The sequence below is a fragment of the Legionella lansingensis genome (assembly GCF_900187355.1).
Taxonomy (GTDB): Bacteria; Pseudomonadota; Gammaproteobacteria; order Legionellales; family Legionellaceae; genus Tatlockia; species Tatlockia lansingensis.
On the sequence record NZ_LT906451.1, the window covers coordinates 2,679,589 to 2,697,844 of the forward strand.

The window sequence follows — 18,256 nt, forward strand, 5'->3', positions numbered from 1 at the left end:
GTAGTATTTGCTGCCCATTCTCTGGACGCGAATTATTATAGCTTGGCTAGCTAATAATCATTCTATTTTAACTTAATTGACTTTAGATTTTCGGCCAATACATCCAGCTGCTCTTCAGAATCAGTTTTCTTAGGTTGGAAAAAACGGAAACTGCCAGTAGTTATCTTGCTCACCACATTGGCAACACCCACAGTGCATACCGACACGGTAACAAATGCTATATCAGCAAACACATCAGAGAAATCGGCATGTTGAGCTAACTCCGGGCGCGCATTTTTAATAGCTTCTTCACATCGCTCTTTAAACTCTTCCGGGGTAATCGTTTGTGCGCCTTCTCTATCAGCAAAAAATGCGTTACCTGTCGATATCAAATCGAGGAATAGCTTCTTAGCTGCTTCCTCAGCTGGTTTATAACGCTTATTCTTTTCTGCCTTCTCCATCAGATCATTGGTTTTAATTGACATGGCTGCTAATGCCGTTAAAAACAAGTCGTATGCCTCTTCTTTTACCGGATCTCTATTATCGGCTTCATCGGCTACTTCTACTCCCTGATCTCCGAAAATAGGAGAAAAGGTATCAATGGCGTCTTCAATTGAAAAACGGTCATCTGGATCATTTTCCAACATACCAAGCAAAGTGTTTTGGATAATGGTTTTTTCTTCATCTATTAAGTCATTAATATCAGTGAAAATGCCTGATAGTATTTGCTCAGGTGTATAGTCCCAGGGGGTATAAGGATCAGCGTACGTTGTATAGTCAACACGCCAAATTAAAGCAATGATACGACCCATCGAATAGACGTCTGACTTAACACTAGTCCTCATCGGATCGGATATGATTTCTGGAGCATAATAACGCGGAGTACCTACTACCTCTCCATCGGGATTCTCTGTGCTTAAGTCATAATCGAGAATCTTAACAACAGCTGGCGGTCCTAAATGAACAACCTTAATATTTTCTGGTTTAATATCCCTGTGAATAAGACCTTTCTTTGTGACCTGTTCCTCTAATGCCAAGAGGAGTGCGAGAGTTAAATCAATACGTTGCTCAGTGGATAATATATACGTTCCATCCTCATCATCCGCGATAATATCGAATAATTCTGGTCCAGTAATCTCGTCCATAACGGTATAACTGGTTTGAGAAAATAGAGATTTATCTTCAACAGTTGGTTCTTTGAGAGCAAGATGATCGGCTCGTTTTGCAAGTTCAAACCCTTTTCTAAAACTGTGTAACGGATTATTACCCAAATCGTCATGTTCTTGAATTTTGACTACGCGCCTTTTGCCATCTTTTTTTGCTTTTTAAATTTAATCACTTCTTGTTCTAGATCTAAGGTAATAGTCCCTTTAATTCTCTTTACTTGACCAAAAGCACCCTCGCCAAGTGGTGCTTTATTACTGATTGCTTCATAACGAACACCCTCGTGACCGTCTTTTCTGTCGCGTTGAAATACATCATTTTTAAAGGTGAATTTAGTCCCATCATCAAAGGTATAGACTTGATCTTTTTTCCATACTCTAATACCCAGATTTTCCTGGGAATCAAAAAACTGAAGCAATTTTTTGACATTCTCTTGATCAACATTCTTTAAATTAATTTCTAGATCAGGCTTATCAAGAAGCAATTTGTCAAAGAGGTCATCAAATTGGCCCTGTGGAAATAGTATTTCCCTTTCTTCATCAGTCAGACTATTAAGCACATCCAGTTCATCAATACTAACAACGTGGTCTAATATCTGTGGCTCATCAAATTCCTCTAATTCATCAAGCATCCAGCTTGGATAAGTTGCAACTTCCGAATCCTCCTGTTTACTTAGTAAGGATAATATTTCCTGTAAGTAACCTAACAATTTACCAGTCTCATCATTAACAAGATCTTCTATTTGAAGATCAAATACAGCCAAGAATTCTCTAAGAACTTCAAACTCGGTATCGCTTGCCTGTCGCTCTTCAATAGTAAACGGATCGTCTAAATCAGTGTTATCAAAATCAGTTACCTCTGGTTCGACTGTCTCATCAACCAAACTATTAAGCCATTCATCTAACTCAGAAGTGGTCTGATTCGAAGAAGATGTTTTTTCCGTACTAACAACACTTTCTACTTCATGATCGCTCTTCTCGCTGAATGAGGATAAGAGTTCGTCACTATGCCTTTTCATCTCCTCTCTGATGATATGATCATCTTCAAAAAGAGTTGGTTCCTTTAAAGGTTTCAAATCGACCAAGGCTCTAACAACCTGGTATTCAAATTCCTCCCCGTCCGCAACATTAGGCTGAACAGGAGCTGGAGAATCCTCTGTTTGGACTGAAGAACTACCGGTATGGCTATGTGACGCAGTTTGAGTCTGTTGCTTTTTACCAGCCTCATATTCCTGCATTGAATTAGGTATTTCCTGCTCCACATCTTTTAACATTTCAGCAAACAAAACATCTTGTTCTGCAGTTGTTAATTTTCTTTGGGCTTGAGGATTTTTTTTGGTCGCCTGTTTATGTACATCAATCAGTATCTCCTCGATATCCTTACTTATGATCTTATCGATAATGCTCGAGGTAGGAAATTTGGATGTTAAGGAAAAGAGAAAATCCAGATACTCGTTATAGTGATCAGGATGAGATGTGTTTGCTATTTCACAAGCACGACGAATAAGTTCAAGGCATTGATGATGTAGTGGGGCAGTAGGAGTGACTTCATACGCTAAAATTGCTTGCTCGATCAAGTCGATGATATTAGCAAACGACAACGTCTTTAATTGCGCTTCTTGCTCTTCATCTCCAAGTTGCGCCATCACCTCGATATATAATTGAGTTTGCAATTGCTTAATTGCAGCAGGCGCATCAGAGAGAATATCAGCCAACTGCCCAAGATTAGAGAAATGCTTAGCAAAAGTCCTAACAAAATTAGCTGGCTCAGCTATGGATATTGGGGCATCTAAATCAATGTCAGTCTCAGTGCGAAGGGCTGTCATTTGTCTGACAATCGCATCATTCGTTTCTTTTTGTTCTTTCTTATTCTGTTCTTTTTTCAGTTCCTGGTAGGCTAAAGCAATTAAAGTGTTTCTAACAACTACTGATTCTTCAGAAAAATTAATTGTCTTAATACCCTCGAGAAATTTTTTACAACCCACCATAATACAACATAAATTTCAGTAATATGTACTATTTTACTACAACAAGATTAAGTTAAAATTAATTGAACTATGTGTCTATATAATGCGAATTGCCTCAAATTATCTGTTGCCGAAGGATGACGTAAATAAGTCCATAAATTGCTTCGTTGCCTCAATATGGCTGTTGCCGAGCGAGAGGAACAGAAATGGGGCAAGTGAATATGGATTTGTATCTAAAAATACAGCGTATCCGCTATCAACGAGGCAATAGAGCGTTAAAAAAACGCATTCTGGATGAATTTTGCGAGACGCATCATTATCATCGCAAAGCAGCAGCTCGTTTATTAAGACAGTTACCCATTTCTGATAAAAGTCCGAAGAAAGTTGGAAAAAAGAAGACCTATGACCCATCCATATTGCTGGAGCCTTTAAAAAAGATATGGCTTGGCACGGATCAGATGTGTGGTAAACGATTAAAGAGAGCTCTTCCCTTATGGTTACCTCATTATCAAAATCATTATGAGCCTTTAGCGGCGGAGATATCCTCTCAACTGCTAACCATGAGCGCTGCTACAATTGATCGCTTACTCAAGCCTGTTAAAACTCGCTATGGAAAAGGCTTAAGTGGAACAAAGCCTGGAAGTATTCTCAGGAATCAAATTCCAGTCAATACGAATCAGTGGAATACTAACGAAGTGGGTTTTATGGAGGCCGACAGCGGCGCATTGTGGAGCATCACTAGCCGGTGATTTTGTTTGGTCTATTACGCTGACGGATATTTTCAGTGGCTGGACAGAAATGCGGGCCACTTGGAATAAAGGAGCTCATGGTGTCTTGGGGGGTATTCAAGACATAGAAAAAAATTTACCTTTTGAAATCAAAGGGTTTGATTGTGATAACGGCTCAGAGTTTCTCAATTGGCATCTCATTCATTATTTTACTGAGCGGGACCCACAAAAAGCGGTTCAATTTACTCGCTCTCGTCCTTATAAAAAAGACGATAATGCACATGTTGAACAAAAGAACTGGACTCATGTGCGTCAACTGTTTGGTTATCATCGTTTTGGTAATCCAAAGCTCGTTGAGCTTATGAATGACTTATATTCTAACGAAGTCTCCTTGTTATTTAATTTTTTCTATCCTTGCATTAAGCTCATTGACAAAGTACGAATTCAATCCCGTGTAATCAAAAAATATGATCAACCCCAAACGCCCTATCAGCGACTGATGACGTCGAATGGTCTTACTCTCGCTCAGAAAACAAAATTACAAGAGACCTTTAATACACTCGACCCGTTTGACTTGCAAAAAAAGATTCAAAAAAAGCTAAAATTAATATTTAGATTAGTGAATATTCAACATGTAAAACAAAGAAAGGCTCTTTAATGAAAGTCTTATTCAATATTGTAAAAAGACAGGAACATAAAGCCTGTGGATATGATGGACGAGTCCTTCGGACCAGCCTGTGCCCTATGGGACGTGTGGACAAAACCATGAATAACAAAAAGACGTTATTCACAGTTATTGCCCACACTCACAGGCTTCTCGCCCACACACCCACCAGGCTCAATAGCAATTATTTTTTAATCGCAACAAAACCTCTCAAAAGCAACACCTATTCTGAGGCAACGACTCAGTATATTTTTTGTCCTTCGGCAACAGGTTCTATTGAGGCAACAGGATGCACACGACAGTGGATTATTAAAATTTAGACTTAATTAGCATTAGTTAAGTTAGCCCAATATTAATCGTATGATGCTCTAATGAACCAACCTACTTACTGTATTCAAGAAGGGTAAAAATACCCGATATTTCTATCGGGTATTTGCATTTATTTAACTTCAGCAATGTTGTATTCCTTAGATGGAGGATGAAATAACTCATCCAAGGATTTAACTCCCAAAACGGGCAGATACTGATTGACGAGTTTACCTAGATGACTACTTTTAGTTATTTTCTCATTAAAGGTCGCAGGGTGGCCCTCGTTTAAATCCTCAAGCGCTCGCAGCAGAGCAGTCGTTACTGCAAGATCATGTTTATTCCAGTTAAACCTATTACCCCATTGTGATCGTCTTTTATCCAAATCGGATTTATGTTCTTTCACCGCTTCTATGAAGAGCTCCAAAGGCGTTTCAAGGGTTTCATCCTCCTCAGTAATAACAAACCCTCTTTCAGAACTGAGTTCTATTTCAGAACGGAGAGCACTTTCAAGTCCTTTCTGGAACGCAACTAATTTGCGCTGAGCATCTTCAAGAGAAGAGATATTTTTTCCTTTATTTGACTCCTTGAAGGCATCGATCTGACGCACAAGGGTGCTAATTTCTTCAATACAACCCTGAATGTAAATTCTTCCTACACCAGCGTTTATTAAAAGAGGTTGAGTTCCTATCTGCGCCATGAGTTCCTTAGTCAGGTTAAGAGCATTTTCTACTGTCACATGGTAGTCATCTTGCAAGTTGGGTTGCAATTCTTTCAGAGACTCTCCATAAAACAGTTTGGTTTCACCCTTGTGTTCTCTGGCAAAGGAGAATAGTTCTCGTTCTATCAAAGACATTGGCGTCATTTTCTTAAAGTTGTGAGCTATCCCAACAGCAATTGCATCAGCAATATGGTAGAGATGGTTAACATGGCAACGTCTTCCGTTAGCCACTTCAATCGTCTCCTCACTCGCTTCTTCCTGCATTAGGCTATGGGCTAACACATTATTAAAGACCACATCAGGATCAACGCCTAAAGTATTCTTAGTAAACTCCCGAATCTTTCGACGAACGACAGGGTTTACATGATGATTATTAGGGTCTGCCAAGTGAGCTAATTGCTTAATCAACAACGTTGAATAAATCATAAACTCATCGGAATGCCTAAACTCTGCTTCAAGCCCTGTTCCATCTTGTTTATCATTTAAAAGTCTTATCAAAAATTCATAAGAGTTATTTAAATAACGATCAATATTTTGCTGATTTATTTTTGCTTCGTCGCTTTCAGCTTCAGAGGATTTAGGTAAACCTAACATGTCTCGATACGTGTTATCGCCACGTAAAATCTGTGCTCTTTTAGCATTTGTTGTAGACAGTTTGTTATCCAAGGAAATAGCAGCGTCTGTAATTGTCTTTAGCGTAAGACTTTGTGCTAATTTATCGCCTGCAACGACAGGAGCAAATTTCCTGATATCCTCTAGATCCTGCAATGAGCCCCCCAGGTCTTTGATATAAAAATCAACCAACTCTTTAGGAAGCTTGCGATCACTGGTTAGTGGCACAGCAGATACAATTTGCAAAATTTGTTCTTTAATTTTTTTCTTTAAATCAAAATTGTCAATAAACGTTTGATTATCCCTGTTATTCAAATACTCTCTTGTATCTTGAATAAACTTCTTAAGCTCAGGGTGCGTAACACTCCAAGCCATGTTACTTACCAATATCGCTTGCAATTTCTGAGTTTGCTTATCGGCTTTTTCAACCAAATCCTTGTGTTGGCCTTCTAACCCAACCTTCACTAATTTGCTATGGCGATAGCGAGAAGCATGCTCTCTTATCCAACCCATGCCTGTACCAAGGGCTATCGATTTCTCCTCACCCCAACCCAGATAGGCTGCAAAAGGAGTGTCACCTTCTTTGCCAAATTTTTCTAACTGCTTGACATCCTCATCCGTTGTTTCCGTAACACTCTCGATGAGAAACTCCAGACGCTGCTTCTCATCACACACCAAGTCAATGGCTTCCTGGATTGCCTCACGATTATCTTTACCACGTTTTAATGATAAATAATCAATATTGGTAACAATAAGATAAGTGGTAACAGCAGTAATCGCAGTAAACACTAAAGCAATGGCAACGATACTAAGGGTTACCGGTCCTCCAATAATAGCCACCGCGACACCTCCCGCGATTACACCGGCTATTAATCCACCGACGCTGGCGGTTACAGCAGGATATTTTGCTAGAAAACCAGGCTCGTTCATCTGCGCGGAGAGATATAATAAGCAGTTCTCCATAAATGCAACCTGCATTTGCTGAGTGAAACGTTGACGGTCTTCTGCTTTCTCAAAATATCCTTTAATCCATCCTAAGATGGTTCCTTGTTCCGCTTGGGCTTTTTTGATTTCTTGATCATGAATCGTATAAATTTCACCAAATATTCTATTAAAGGATTGAGATAATTGATCAAGAAAATAAACCTCAATCGCTGTGTTAAGTGTCGCGTCATCAACGTTTCCACCAAGTTTCCGCTTAAATTCATCGCGCATGTTGGTGCCCGCGCTATCTTTTATACCGAGCAACACACACTCTCTGAAATGGAACAACTTCACAATTTCATCAGATAGTTCTTTATATTTGGCATCCGTGAACCCAGCTTTTTCCATTTCTTTTTGGAAAAGCGCGTACGAAGTATCATCCGCTTTGTTTTTGGTTGCAGCTAGCCATGCTTGATAAGCAGCATAACCAACACCTGCTCCTACAAGAGCACCAAATACCCCTGTGGTTGCATCTTTAATGCCTGAAAGTGGATTTATCTTGTCAAGAACGGAGCTTTTCTTGGCTGCAAAAACTGAGAGACCGGCTGCACCAGCGCCTAATAGAGCCGCTAAGGCACCAAACCCCAGCTTGGAAGCCAAGGAAACAGGTTGAATAGCGGACTTGAGATAGGCTTCTTTTTGTTTATGGTACGCTCCCATTTCTCCTGTGTATTCTTGAACGGTTTTAACTTGATCAGATGCAGCCAGGAGCTCAAGGTGAGTTACCATGTTTTTCTTTAAATAGGCTTCATGATTGGCTGCAATTTTGTCTAAACACGTTTCTGCGGATAAGTGCTCACGAGGATGCTTTAATACCTCGAATGCTTTTGCTTGTTCCACTTTCTGCTTTTTGATCAATTCAATTTCTGCTTGAAGTGTTTCTATATCCTTGCTTAATTGTTCAGTATCTTTCTCGCATTCTTTCTTGGCGTCTTGATATATCGTAACAAGATCAACAGAGCCTTTTCTTGCAGTCTCAAGATAATCTTTAGGACCATGGAGAGGTATCTCCTTAAAAGAGCTCCATCCCAGCTTGCGAAATTCCTCTTTTAACTGGTTGAATTCCTCAAACAATGCATTTCGTTTCTTTTCTTGGTTGTGAAATTCGGTGTAAGGTTCTTTTAGCTTGTTTACTCTTTCCTGAAGTGTTACTCCGTTAGTTTTATATTCTTCAGCATATTCATTATACATCGCTAGAACAATTTCACGTTCTTCAATCTTACCTTTAGGAGCAAATGATGCCCACAGTATCTTCTGCATTTGCTCTACGCGATTTCCATAAGTCTCACACGTTTTTTGTAAAGCATCCCGTGCTTTTTTAAGTTCTGCATCAAGTAACACTTCTTCGGATAATTTCAGCCACTCTTGTGCTGACTTCTGTTCTTCCTCCAATGCGCGCAAACGTTTATCCCATTCATCAAAAGCTTTAATTTCAGATTGAATTTTTTCTATGGTTGTTTTTATTTCCTTATTATCCGTTCGGCATGCCTCAATGGCTTCTTTATAATCATTCACGAGATCAGTATTCTCTTTTTGAGAGAGATACTTTTTATTCTTTATTAATTCATATAAGGCAGTATATTGCTCGGCATTTATTTCTTTTTCACTTAGTTGGTTGATGGCTTTCTCAAGACTTAAGAGAAGCGTCTTGTTCTCGTCAATAACTTGTGCCAATTCAGGGATTTGTGCATAGATCTCATCACGTCTTTTTTCAGCTTGTTCTCTAAGCTTACGGTAATCGTTCAGATAGATTTCTCCGATGACGTATAATTGCTCAAACTTTTTAGATTGCTCTAGCCCCTCAAGAGCAATTATTTTATCTTTTTGCTCTATAAATGCTTTTTGTGTTTGTTGGAGCTTCATGTAAGCTGCTTTAAACGCTTTGTCTTTTAGTAGGGGGCCCTCTTCAGGATAAACCTTTTGTTTAATCTCTGTTATAACTGGAGGTAAATAAGCATTAATTGCGTCGAGCTCTGGATCCTTACTCTTTCTAGCCTTGGGGCTTGAGACTCTATTACGAAATGCACAATACTTTTCTTTGGTTTCAACAAGATCTTCAAAGGCGTTTAGCATTTGTTCCAGACGTTCGTAGTATCCTTGCAAATCGGTTATATCGCCCTCTGGCAGAGCAGTAATTTTATCTATAATAGCGTGGATTCTCGTTGCGAGACCTTTGCTATCAACCACCAACTCGTCTCTCTTAGTTGGTTCATTAATCTTTAATTTTTCAGAATTTAATCGTTCCTTGAGCCCATTTGCCTTGTTTAATAATTCTTCACGTTTCATAATATAATATCTCTCTCGTTTTCGGCTAAATGCAGGTCAAAACGAATTCATAAAGACCAATACACATTAAAAACAGCCATACTGTGTAAATAATATGATACAACATAAATATTAAGGGGGGCTTAAGGCTTTCTTAGGTGAAACTTAAACGAATTGCCTCAAATTATCTGTTGCCGAAGGATGACGTAAATAAGTCCATAAATTGCTTCGTTGCCTCAATATGGCTGTTGCCGAGCGAGAGGAACAGAAATGGGGCAAGTGAATATGGATTTGTATCTAAAAATACAGCGTATCCGCTATCAACGAGGCAATAGAGCGTTAAAAAAACGCATTCTGGATGAATTTTGCGAGACGCATCATTATCATCGCAAAGCAGCAGCTCGTTTATTAAGACAGTTACCCATTTCTGATAAAAGTCCGAAGAAAGTTGGAAAAAAGAAGACCTATGACCCATCCATATTGCTGGAGCCTTTAAAAAAGATATGGCTTGGCACGGATCAGATGTGTGGTAAACGATTAAAGAGAGCTCTTCCCTTATGGTTACCTCATTATCAAAATCATTATGAGCCTTTAGCGGCGGAGATATCCTCTCAACTGCTAACCATGAGCGCTGCTACAATTGATCGCTTACTCAAGCCTGTTAAAACTCGCTATGGAAAAGGCTTAAGTGGAACAAAGCCTGGAAGTATTCTCAGGAATCAAATTCCAGTCAATACGAATCAGTGGAATACTAACGAAGTGGGTTTTATGGAGGCCGACAGCGGCGCATTGTGGAGCATCACTAGCCGGTGATTTTGTTTGGTCTATTACGCTGACGGATATTTTCAGTGGCTGGACAGAAATGCGGGCCACTTGGAATAAAGGAGCTCATGGTGTCTTGGGGGGTATTCAAGACATAGAAAAAAATTTACCTTTTGAAATCAAAGGGTTTGATTGTGATAACGGCTCAGAGTTTCTCAATTGGCATCTCATTCATTATTTTACTGAGCGGGACCCACAAAAAGCGGTTCAATTTACTCGCTCTCGTCCTTATAAAAAAGACGATAATGCACATGTTGAACAAAAGAACTGGACTCATGTGCGTCAACTGTTTGGTTATCATCGTTTTGGTAATCCAAAGCTCGTTGAGCTTATGAATGACTTATATTCTAACGAAGTCTCCTTGTTATTTAATTTTTTCTATCCTTGCATTAAGCTCATTGACAAAGTACGAATTCAATCCCGTGTAATCAAAAAATATGATCAACCCCAAACGCCCTATCAGCGACTGATGACGTCGAATGGTCTTACTCTCGCTCAGAAAACAAAATTACAAGAGACCTTTAATACACTCGACCCGTTTGACTTGCAAAAAAAGATTCAAAAAAAGCTAAAATTAATATTTAGATTAGTGAATATTCAACATGTAAAACAAAGAAAGGCTCTTTAATGAAAGTCTTATTCAATATTGTAAAAAGACAGGAACATAAAGCCTGTGGATATGATGGACGAGTCCTTCGGACCAGCCTGTGCCCTATGGGACGTGTGGACAAAACCATGAATAACAAAAAGACGTTATTCACAGTTATTGCCCACACTCACAGGCTTCTCGCCCACACACCCACCAGGCTCAATAGCAATTATTTTTTAATCGCAACAAAACCTCTCAAAAGCAACACCTATTCTGAGGCAACGACTCAGTATATTTTTTGTCCTTCGGCAACAGGTTCTATTGAGGCAACAGGAAATAAAGCTTTTATAGGCCGTAGACTGAGAGTGATGGGCCCCGCGGTCGATGCCGCGGGGATTCGCTTAACTTAGCGGGGACTCGAGAGCGCTTAACTTAATGGTCTGCCGAATTAAAATAGATACTGTAGTAGTATTATTTAAGTCCTGAATGTAATTTTTTATGATAACTGGCTAAGGCAGCGGCAATTACTGCCGCCTTATGATGAGGTAGCGATTTATTCGAATAACGCAACCACTCTGGATGAGTGTCCACTAGATCGGTAGTGAGTAATCCCTGCTGAAATTCTTCTGACTTTAACATCTCCAGGTAGTAGGGAATGGTTGTTTTCACACCAAACACGCGCATTTCCTCAAGAGCTCGTCTTGAGCGGCGTAAAACCGCGTTCCAATCAAGGCCCCAAACGGTAAGTTTGGCGCATAAGGAATCGTAGTCAGGTGGAATCGTGTAACCTGTATAAATTGCGCTGTCAGTGCGCACCCCGGGCCCACCAGACGCATAATAGCGGGTAATCCGTCCAAAGCTTGGAAGAAAATCATTTTGAGGATCTTCTGCATTAATACGAAATTCAATTGCAAATCCTCGGCGTGTGACTTGTTCCTGTGTCATGGACAGTGGCTGACCAGCTGCTATCTGAATTTGTTCTTGCACTAAATCAATACCCGTAATTTGTTCGGTAACGGGATGTTCAACCTGCAAACGGGTATTCATTTCTAAAAAATAAGGACGTTCTTCATTGTCAACGATGAATTCCACCGTTCCCGCATTGGTATATCCAACGGTAGACGCCGCTCTAATCGCGAAGTCATACAACATTTGCCGGGTTGTATCCGATAATTGCACGCAAGGGGCTATCTCTATTAATTTTTGATGACGACGCTGTATTGAACAATCTCTTTCAAACAAATGAACAATATTGCCATGGTGATCACCAAGAATCTGCACTTCGATATGGCGAGGATTAGCAATGAACTTCTCCATGAAAATATCCGCATCACCAAAGGACTTGCTTGCTTCTGATTGAACGCGAGGGTATTGTTGGTGAATCTCATCGTCGGTATAACACAGGCGAATGCCCCGGCCGCCACCACCAAAAGTCGCCTTGAGCATAACCGGATAACCTAGTTTTTTCGCACAAGCAACTGCTTCATCACTATTTGTCAAATTACCATCGCTCCCTGGAATCACGGGAATGCCAGCTTTTTGCATAGCCTTTCTTGCCGCGATCTTTGAACCCATGGTGGCAATAACATCAGCGGTAGGTCCGATAAAAATGATGCCGGCCTTTTCGCAAGCAGCAGCAAATTCAGGATTTTCCGATAAAAAACCATAACCCGGATGGATGGCTTCGCATCCGGCTGCTTTGGCACATTCAATGATACGATGGCCATTTAAGTAAGCTTCTAATGGTTTCTTACTAAGACAATGCGACTGGGTGCCTCGTTTTACATGCAGCGCATACCTGTCGGCCACACTATGAATGGTGACGGGTTCAATTCCCATTTCTTTGCACGCACGCACGATACGAAGAGCAATTTCCCCTCGATTACTCACAAGAATTCTCTTAAACATCCCTGTGCCCCATAAAGTCGTTATCTTTGTAGTATACCCTCAGCAAGTAATATTGCGAATGTTATCGAGGTGTTACTCGTAGGGTTTAAGACTATAATTAATCTAAGATTAACTTAACCATCTAAATGAAGCTTAATACATAATCGGATGCGGCAGGAGGCTGATTAATCAATGAGATTAAAGAACAGCAAAAAGGCAGACATCCTGCAGGAAATCAAACGTCTGCACACAATACCATCCAATAGAATTTTAGATGATCAAATTCATTTACTTTATGAACAAAATCCATTTGGAATTATAGCTCAGTGCTTGGCAGCTATGTTTCTTGTCATTGCTATCTGGCCAGTGGCCGCTCAAGAGAAACTGATTGGTTGGCTTATCTATCTGCTTGTGGTTTCTGGTTGTTGGTTCAGTATCGCTATTGCTTATAAGGTTAAAGAAACTCTTTACGCTCCCAAAGCCTGGTTAAAATTTTTTACGCTATTTACCTTTCTTTCCGGCTGTGCGTGGGGATTTGCAAGTTCAATTTTAATGCCTACAGAAAATCTCATCTATCAAAGCTTTGTCGTTATCCTCATTTTTGGGATAACGGCAGGCTCACTCCCTTTTTTTTCGCCCGTTATTTCAACTTATGCATTTTTTCTTTTTCCGGCATTTATTCCGTTTACCATCTGGTTATTTTCGCAAGGCGGAATTTATGTTCTTTTAGGGTTTTGTGGATTAATCTACATGCCCATTATTTTCATCAGCTGTTATTACTCCAATAAATTCCTCATTAATTTTCTTTCATTACAGTATAAAAATATAAACCTTGGCACACTTAACCAATTACTCGAGCGTAGAGTAGCCAAGCGTACAAGCGAATTAGAGAAGTCTCTGGCTATCACCAAATCAACGCTAGAATCAACGGCTGATGGATTATTGGTTACTGATTTAAAAGGAAATATTGAATATTACAACCAGAAGTTTATGAATATGTGGGAAATGTCACTGGATTTCATAAACAAAGCCGATCTCTTTCTTCTTATGGAAGAAATGTTGTCGCAACTAAAATATGCAAATGAATTCATAGCAAAAGTAGATGAATTAAAAGAAAACCCTGAACAAGAAGGTTACCAGGACATTCTTCTCAAAAACGGTAATATCTTCGAATGGCATTCCAAACCCCATAAGCTTCGTCATGTGATTGTAGGTTATGTATGGAGCTTTCGCGATATCACTGTCAGAAAACAAATGGAAAAGCAGCTGGCCTATCAAGCAAACCATGATTTACTCACGGATTTGCCCAATAGAACACTACTTTATGACCGTATCAACCAGGCAATTGCTTATGCTAAACGCTATCAAACCGAACTGGTTTTAATGTTTCTTGATATCGATAACTTTAAACTCATTAACGACAATCTTGGCCATAGTTCAGGAGATCTCCTCTTAAAAAAAATTGCAAAACGCCTAATCTCATGCACACGCGAAAGCGATACTGTTGCTCGCTTTGGTGGAGATGAATTTGTTATCTTGTTTCCTCTCAAAGGACAAGAGAATATTTCACAGCTCTCACAAAGAATTCTCGGTAAGATAGCCAAGCCTTTGCAAGTCCTCAATCGTGAAATCGTTGTTACAGCCAGCATTGGCGCCAGTATTTTTCCAAAACATGGCAAAGACCCAGCCACCCTCCTTAAAAATGCAGATATGGCGATGTACTTGGCTAAAAAAGCCCGTAACAATTTCAAAATTTTTGATAAAACCCTCGATGAACAAACAAGGCAGAGTCTCGAACTGCAAATTGACTTGCGCAACGCGCTTATCGCTGGGGAGTTTTTCTTACTTTATCAACCAACCATTAACCTAAAGACTGGAGAACTCGTAGGTGTGGAGGCATTGGTGCGTTGGCGGCATCCGGCAAAAGGAATCCTCCTTCCTATTAATTTTATTCATGCGGCGGAAGAATCAAGTATCATCATACCCTTAGGTGAATGGATATTTACCCAAGCCTGTTTACAAAACCGAACGTGGCAGAAGGATGGGCTTAGACCGATCCGCATGGCAATAAACGTGTCAGGCGTACAACTAGCGCGTGATAATTTCGTCGATTTTATTGAGTTTACCTTGGCAGAAACACAACTGCCGCCACAATGCATTGAAATAGAATTAACTGAAAGTATTGTTATGGATGATAAAAAACAAAACTTACATAAGCTTAAACAACTTAAGGAGCTGGGTGTTAGTTTAACTATCGATGACTTTGGCACAGGATATTCCAGTTTAAATTACTTGAAAGAGTTCCCAGTTGATAAACTTAAAATCGATCAATCGTTTACCCAGGATTGCATCACTGATCATAACGATGCCTCCATCATCCAAGCCATTATTGCCATGGGTCATAGCTTAAAATTGCGCGTCCTCGCAGAAGGTATCGAAACCTCTGAACAGTTAGAATTTTTAAAATTTTGTAACTGTGATGAGGGTCAAGGCTTTTTTTACGGCTATCCAATGCCTGCAAAAACCTTCGCTAAAATATTAGAGGAAAACAAGAATTACCGATTTGAAAAAATAGCGAAATAATAGGATCTCACCACTTTGTAGCTCTAGAAAACGCTTCCTTGGCAAGCGTTAACCGCTTCTCGATTTCACCAAGTTCGCCTTTTAAAGCCAAGACCACTTCAGGATTATGATTACTTTGATTTAGTTGCGCGCTGATAGCTTCATATTGTGCTGATAAAGTATGCATTTCTGCTTCTAGATCCTGCAAAAACCTCTGCCGGGTACATATCATATCGACATAGTGACGTTTCTCTGATGCTGGTTCGCTAATATGAAGACGACATAAACTGACCAAAACAGTTATTTTTTGCTGAATTTTCTGTGCAAGGTAATAACCACTACGTTCGCTTTGATACCTGGTCAGTTTTTTTAGGTCAGCTTTGATTTCTAAAATAAAAGCTGACGGGCTAGCTTCTGCAGGTAAACGAAATAGTCCTTTAGGCAAATGGTTTGTCGGAAGAGCTTGACCGAGCTTACCCATCTTCCACTCTAACTCAGGTAAGCGAGCTTCCAATTGTCTAAGTAATTCAGCGACACTCATCGCGTCTTAGACTTTAGGTAAGGGCAACGTCAGTTTCTAGTTGCTGATAAGCGGCACGGCTTCGCACCCAGGAACTGACAAAAGGAGGCAAACACATAAAAATTAGACCCAAGGCCAAGGTTAATTCATAGCGACCTATTGAGCCAACGTTGATTCCCTCTGGAGGCATAAAACTAACCACCAACGTGGTTAAGCAACCGATGATGCCAATTCCTCCTATGAAAACCATGCCCATGATACCTCCTGGAATACGGAAAGCACGTGGGTGCTCAGGAGCACTAAAGCGCAGCTTTATAGCCGCAACAAACATTAACAAGTACATTAGCATATAGAGTTGCGCAGCCAGGGCTGTTAGCAGCCAATAAGAGCCATTCACCGAAGGCATAAAGAGAAATAGAAAGGAAAGAATGGTCACAATCACCGCTTGGGTAACCAACATGATCACCGGCGCCCCATGTCGATTCGCTTTCTGGAAGAATTCTGGCAAATTCCCATCTTCAGCAGCAACCAATAAACCTTTAGTGGGCGCAATGATCCAGTTACTAACTCCGCCTAGTCCACCCATAACGAGCATCAAAGCAACGATTGGCATAAACCAACTCAGGTGATATTTAGAAAAAAAGGCATCAAAAGCTTGCATGATACCCGCAACCAAATTGATCTCATGCTGGGGTAAAACAACGGCAATAGCTAATGAGCCGAGAATTAAAGTGCTTAGAATAATGAGAACAGAATAAGTCAAAGCACGCGGGAAAGCCCTTTGTGGATTATGAACATCATTAGCGTGCACCGTTGCGATTTCAATGCCACAAAAAGACAGCATAATCGCGGTAAGCGATACCCACATTGATTTATCTTGCCAATGAGGACTAATACTTTGCGAATCGAAGTTCACTTGCAGAGGATTCCCTCCTGTCACCCACGCAGCACCTAAGCCGATAATCAACGCCATAGGTAGCAGTAAACCTGAAAGCGTGCAAATATTGCTAAACAGAGCTGAGGAACGCATACCGCGTAAATTTACAAACGTTGCTCCCCAAAAAGAAGCGATGATGACTAACCAAAGAAAATAAGGATTACTCGCCATGGAAGGATTGATGAGATAACCAATGGTCCCGGCCACAAAAGATAAGATCGTTGGATACCAAATGACGTTTTCAATCCATTGCAGCCAGATCGCAAGAAAGCCCGTTTTTTTACCAAAAGCTTCTTTCACCCAAATGTAAATCCCACCTTGTTTTGCCCATCCAGATGCCAATTCGGCAGAGACTAGCGCCGTAGGAATCAAGAAAAATAAAGCGCCTAAGATAAAAAAAGAAATCAGCTGACTACCAAACAAAGCTGTCGCTGGTAAGTTACGAATGCTGTCGACAGAACCAACAGTAATCATAGTTAGACTGAAAATGGTTAACGCATGCTTTTTATTGCTCATTGCATTCCTTCTCTGCTGTTCCAATTTGCAAAAGGGTCCAAAAGGTCATTGTAACGGGACAAGCTTAAGATAACCTTAATAATCGTGTAAAAACTAGACAAATAGTGCCTTACTCTACGACACTCTGATCGTTTTGTAAATCGGAATAATGGTATAGGGGGAAAATATTCAAGAGCATTTATCGAACTGTGGCATCCCCGAGTAGGCACTGCCATTAAGTTAATGGATTTTTTCTATTCTCGAATTACCGCAGCTTGGCCGCGGTATCCATGTCTCGTACCACCCAGGGATGGATTCGTCTGCGCGGGAATGACACAAGAGGGGCTTCTTAGAAAGCTAGTGTTGCAGCCTGACCATGCCCCTCCTCACTCTCTATTTTCTTGGTAAGCGCCTCCAGTTCGTGAGTTATTTCAGTAAGAACAATTTTATTGCTTTTACCTGGGTGCCATTGAATTTTTTCTTGGCCGTTTTCCTTGGTAAATGTATCAATGGCTTCGATGCACTGCTTAAGCGACTCTAAACACGTTTTCCGTTTATTGATTGGTACTTCACTGAGTCCATTAATAGTAAAAACATCTAATATGACTTTCGCAAGCGCACTATTCTTTTTAGTAGCTTTCTCATCACCATAACTAACAGTGATTTTACTTAAATCCAATAGCATCGCTCCAGAAAGCGCTTCCTTTAAAAAAGGGGCAATCACCCAAGGATAGCTTTTTCCTTTAAATGCTGGATCTATCTTCTCATAGAGAAATTTATTTTCACTGATATACTTGGACAGGTTTTTTATAAACTGAATATCTTGCAATCTATCCGTATTGTGGGTAGCTGGGCGCAAACTGTTAAACCACCGATTTTTATCGTTGATCGTTCTATTTTTTGCATAAGCTTGATCTAGTTTTGTAGCAGCCTCCAATAAAGCGGGCATTGAGGGTATCTGAAACGGCATTTTTTTCTCCGGTTATTAATTATCCATATTCCTAACTCGAAAACATTAGACATTACGAAACGAACTTGCAACAAAAAGATTAACA

At 40.2% G+C, this 18,256-nt stretch carries 14 protein-coding genes; 7 read left to right on the forward strand and 7 right to left on the reverse strand.

Features of this window, described 5'->3' with window-relative positions; all coding sequences use genetic code 11:
* Nucleotides 1-62: 62 nt before the first annotated feature.
* Together CKV79_RS12210 and CKV79_RS12215 are read right to left on the reverse strand one after the other, a co-directional pair.
* Nucleotides 63-1,250: a protein kinase domain-containing protein gene (locus CKV79_RS12210; RefSeq protein ID WP_028374226.1), complete on the reverse strand. Its 1,188-nt coding sequence runs from the start codon at nt 1,248-1,250 to the stop codon at nt 63-65.
* A 23-nt stretch (nt 1,251-1,273) separates the two neighbouring features.
* Nucleotides 1,274-3,130 (reverse strand): hypothetical protein, encoded by a 1,857-nt coding sequence (locus CKV79_RS12215; RefSeq protein WP_028374227.1) that lies wholly within the window; start codon nt 3,128-3,130, stop codon nt 1,274-1,276.
* Nucleotides 3,131-3,315: 185 nt separating this feature from the next.
* Here CKV79_RS12215 and CKV79_RS13950 point away from each other — a divergent pair, with 185 nt between their 5' ends.
* The 3 genes from CKV79_RS13950 to CKV79_RS12235 are packed head-to-tail and all read left to right on the forward strand — an operon-like array spanning nt 3,316 to nt 4,821.
* Nucleotides 3,316-3,858: a hypothetical protein gene (locus CKV79_RS13950; protein ID WP_197697230.1), complete on the forward strand. Its 543-nt coding sequence runs from the start codon at nt 3,316-3,318 to the stop codon at nt 3,856-3,858.
* Nucleotides 3,859-3,907: 49 nt separating this feature from the next.
* Nucleotides 3,908-4,495 carry a hypothetical protein gene (locus CKV79_RS12230; protein WP_095141825.1) on the forward strand — a complete coding sequence of 196 codons (588 nt, stop codon included), beginning with the start codon at nt 3,908-3,910 and terminating at the stop codon, nt 4,493-4,495.
* Nucleotides 4,495-4,821, forward strand: coding sequence for a hypothetical protein (locus CKV79_RS12235; protein ID WP_028374243.1), 327 nt, complete (start codon nt 4,495-4,497; stop codon nt 4,819-4,821). Before CKV79_RS12230 ends, CKV79_RS12235 begins: the two co-directional genes overlap by 1 nt.
* Before the next feature lie 119 nt (nt 4,822-4,940).
* On the opposite strand, the gene CKV79_RS12240 is transcribed toward CKV79_RS12235, so the two are convergent.
* On the reverse strand, nt 4,941-9,410 hold the full coding sequence (locus CKV79_RS12240; RefSeq protein ID WP_028374242.1) for a coiled-coil domain-containing protein: 4,470 nt from the start codon (nt 9,408-9,410) through the stop codon (nt 4,941-4,943).
* Between the two features lie 249 nt (nt 9,411-9,659).
* Here CKV79_RS12240 and CKV79_RS13955 point away from each other — a divergent pair, with 249 nt between their 5' ends.
* From CKV79_RS13955 to CKV79_RS12260, 3 genes are read left to right on the forward strand one after another with little or no spacing between them, the layout of a single operon-like run.
* Nucleotides 9,660-10,202 (forward strand): hypothetical protein, encoded by a 543-nt coding sequence (locus CKV79_RS13955; protein WP_197697230.1) that lies wholly within the window; start codon nt 9,660-9,662, stop codon nt 10,200-10,202.
* A gap of 49 nt (nt 10,203-10,251) precedes the next feature.
* On the forward strand, nt 10,252-10,839 hold the full coding sequence (locus CKV79_RS12255) for a hypothetical protein (RefSeq protein ID WP_095141825.1): 588 nt from the start codon (nt 10,252-10,254) through the stop codon (nt 10,837-10,839).
* Nucleotides 10,839-11,210, forward strand: coding sequence for a hypothetical protein (locus tag CKV79_RS12260; RefSeq protein ID WP_095141826.1), 372 nt, complete (start codon nt 10,839-10,841; stop codon nt 11,208-11,210). Before CKV79_RS12255 ends, CKV79_RS12260 begins: the two co-directional genes overlap by 1 nt.
* Before the next feature lie 61 nt (nt 11,211-11,271).
* Here the strand turns inward: CKV79_RS12260 and CKV79_RS12265 are convergent, their stop codons facing one another.
* Nucleotides 11,272-12,708 (reverse strand): acetyl-CoA carboxylase biotin carboxylase subunit, encoded by a 1,437-nt coding sequence (locus CKV79_RS12265; protein WP_028373220.1) that lies wholly within the window; start codon nt 12,706-12,708, stop codon nt 11,272-11,274.
* Nucleotides 12,709-12,879: 171 nt separating this feature from the next.
* Between CKV79_RS12265 and CKV79_RS12270 the strand changes: the two genes are divergently transcribed.
* Nucleotides 12,880-15,270: an EAL domain-containing protein gene (locus CKV79_RS12270; protein WP_231950124.1), complete on the forward strand. Its 2,391-nt coding sequence runs from the start codon at nt 12,880-12,882 to the stop codon at nt 15,268-15,270.
* Nucleotides 15,271-15,277: 7 nt separating this feature from the next.
* Here the strand turns inward: CKV79_RS12270 and CKV79_RS12275 are convergent, their stop codons facing one another.
* The 3 genes from CKV79_RS12275 to CKV79_RS12285 all read right to left on the reverse strand — a co-directional run bounded on the left by CKV79_RS12275 (nt 15,278) and on the right by CKV79_RS12285 (nt 18,171).
* The gene (locus CKV79_RS12275) at nt 15,278-15,790 is read right to left on the reverse strand and encodes a hypothetical protein (RefSeq protein WP_028373222.1); all 513 of its coding nucleotides are present in this window, start codon (nt 15,788-15,790) and stop codon (nt 15,278-15,280) included.
* 13 nt (nt 15,791-15,803) lie between these two features.
* Nucleotides 15,804-17,222 (reverse strand): APC family permease, encoded by a 1,419-nt coding sequence (locus tag CKV79_RS12280; protein WP_028373223.1) that lies wholly within the window; start codon nt 17,220-17,222, stop codon nt 15,804-15,806.
* Nucleotides 17,223-17,550: 328 nt separating this feature from the next.
* Nucleotides 17,551-18,171, reverse strand: a complete 621-nt coding sequence (locus tag CKV79_RS12285; protein WP_028373224.1) for a hypothetical protein — start codon at nt 18,169-18,171, stop codon at nt 17,551-17,553.
* Nucleotides 18,172-18,256: the final 85 nt, after the last annotated feature.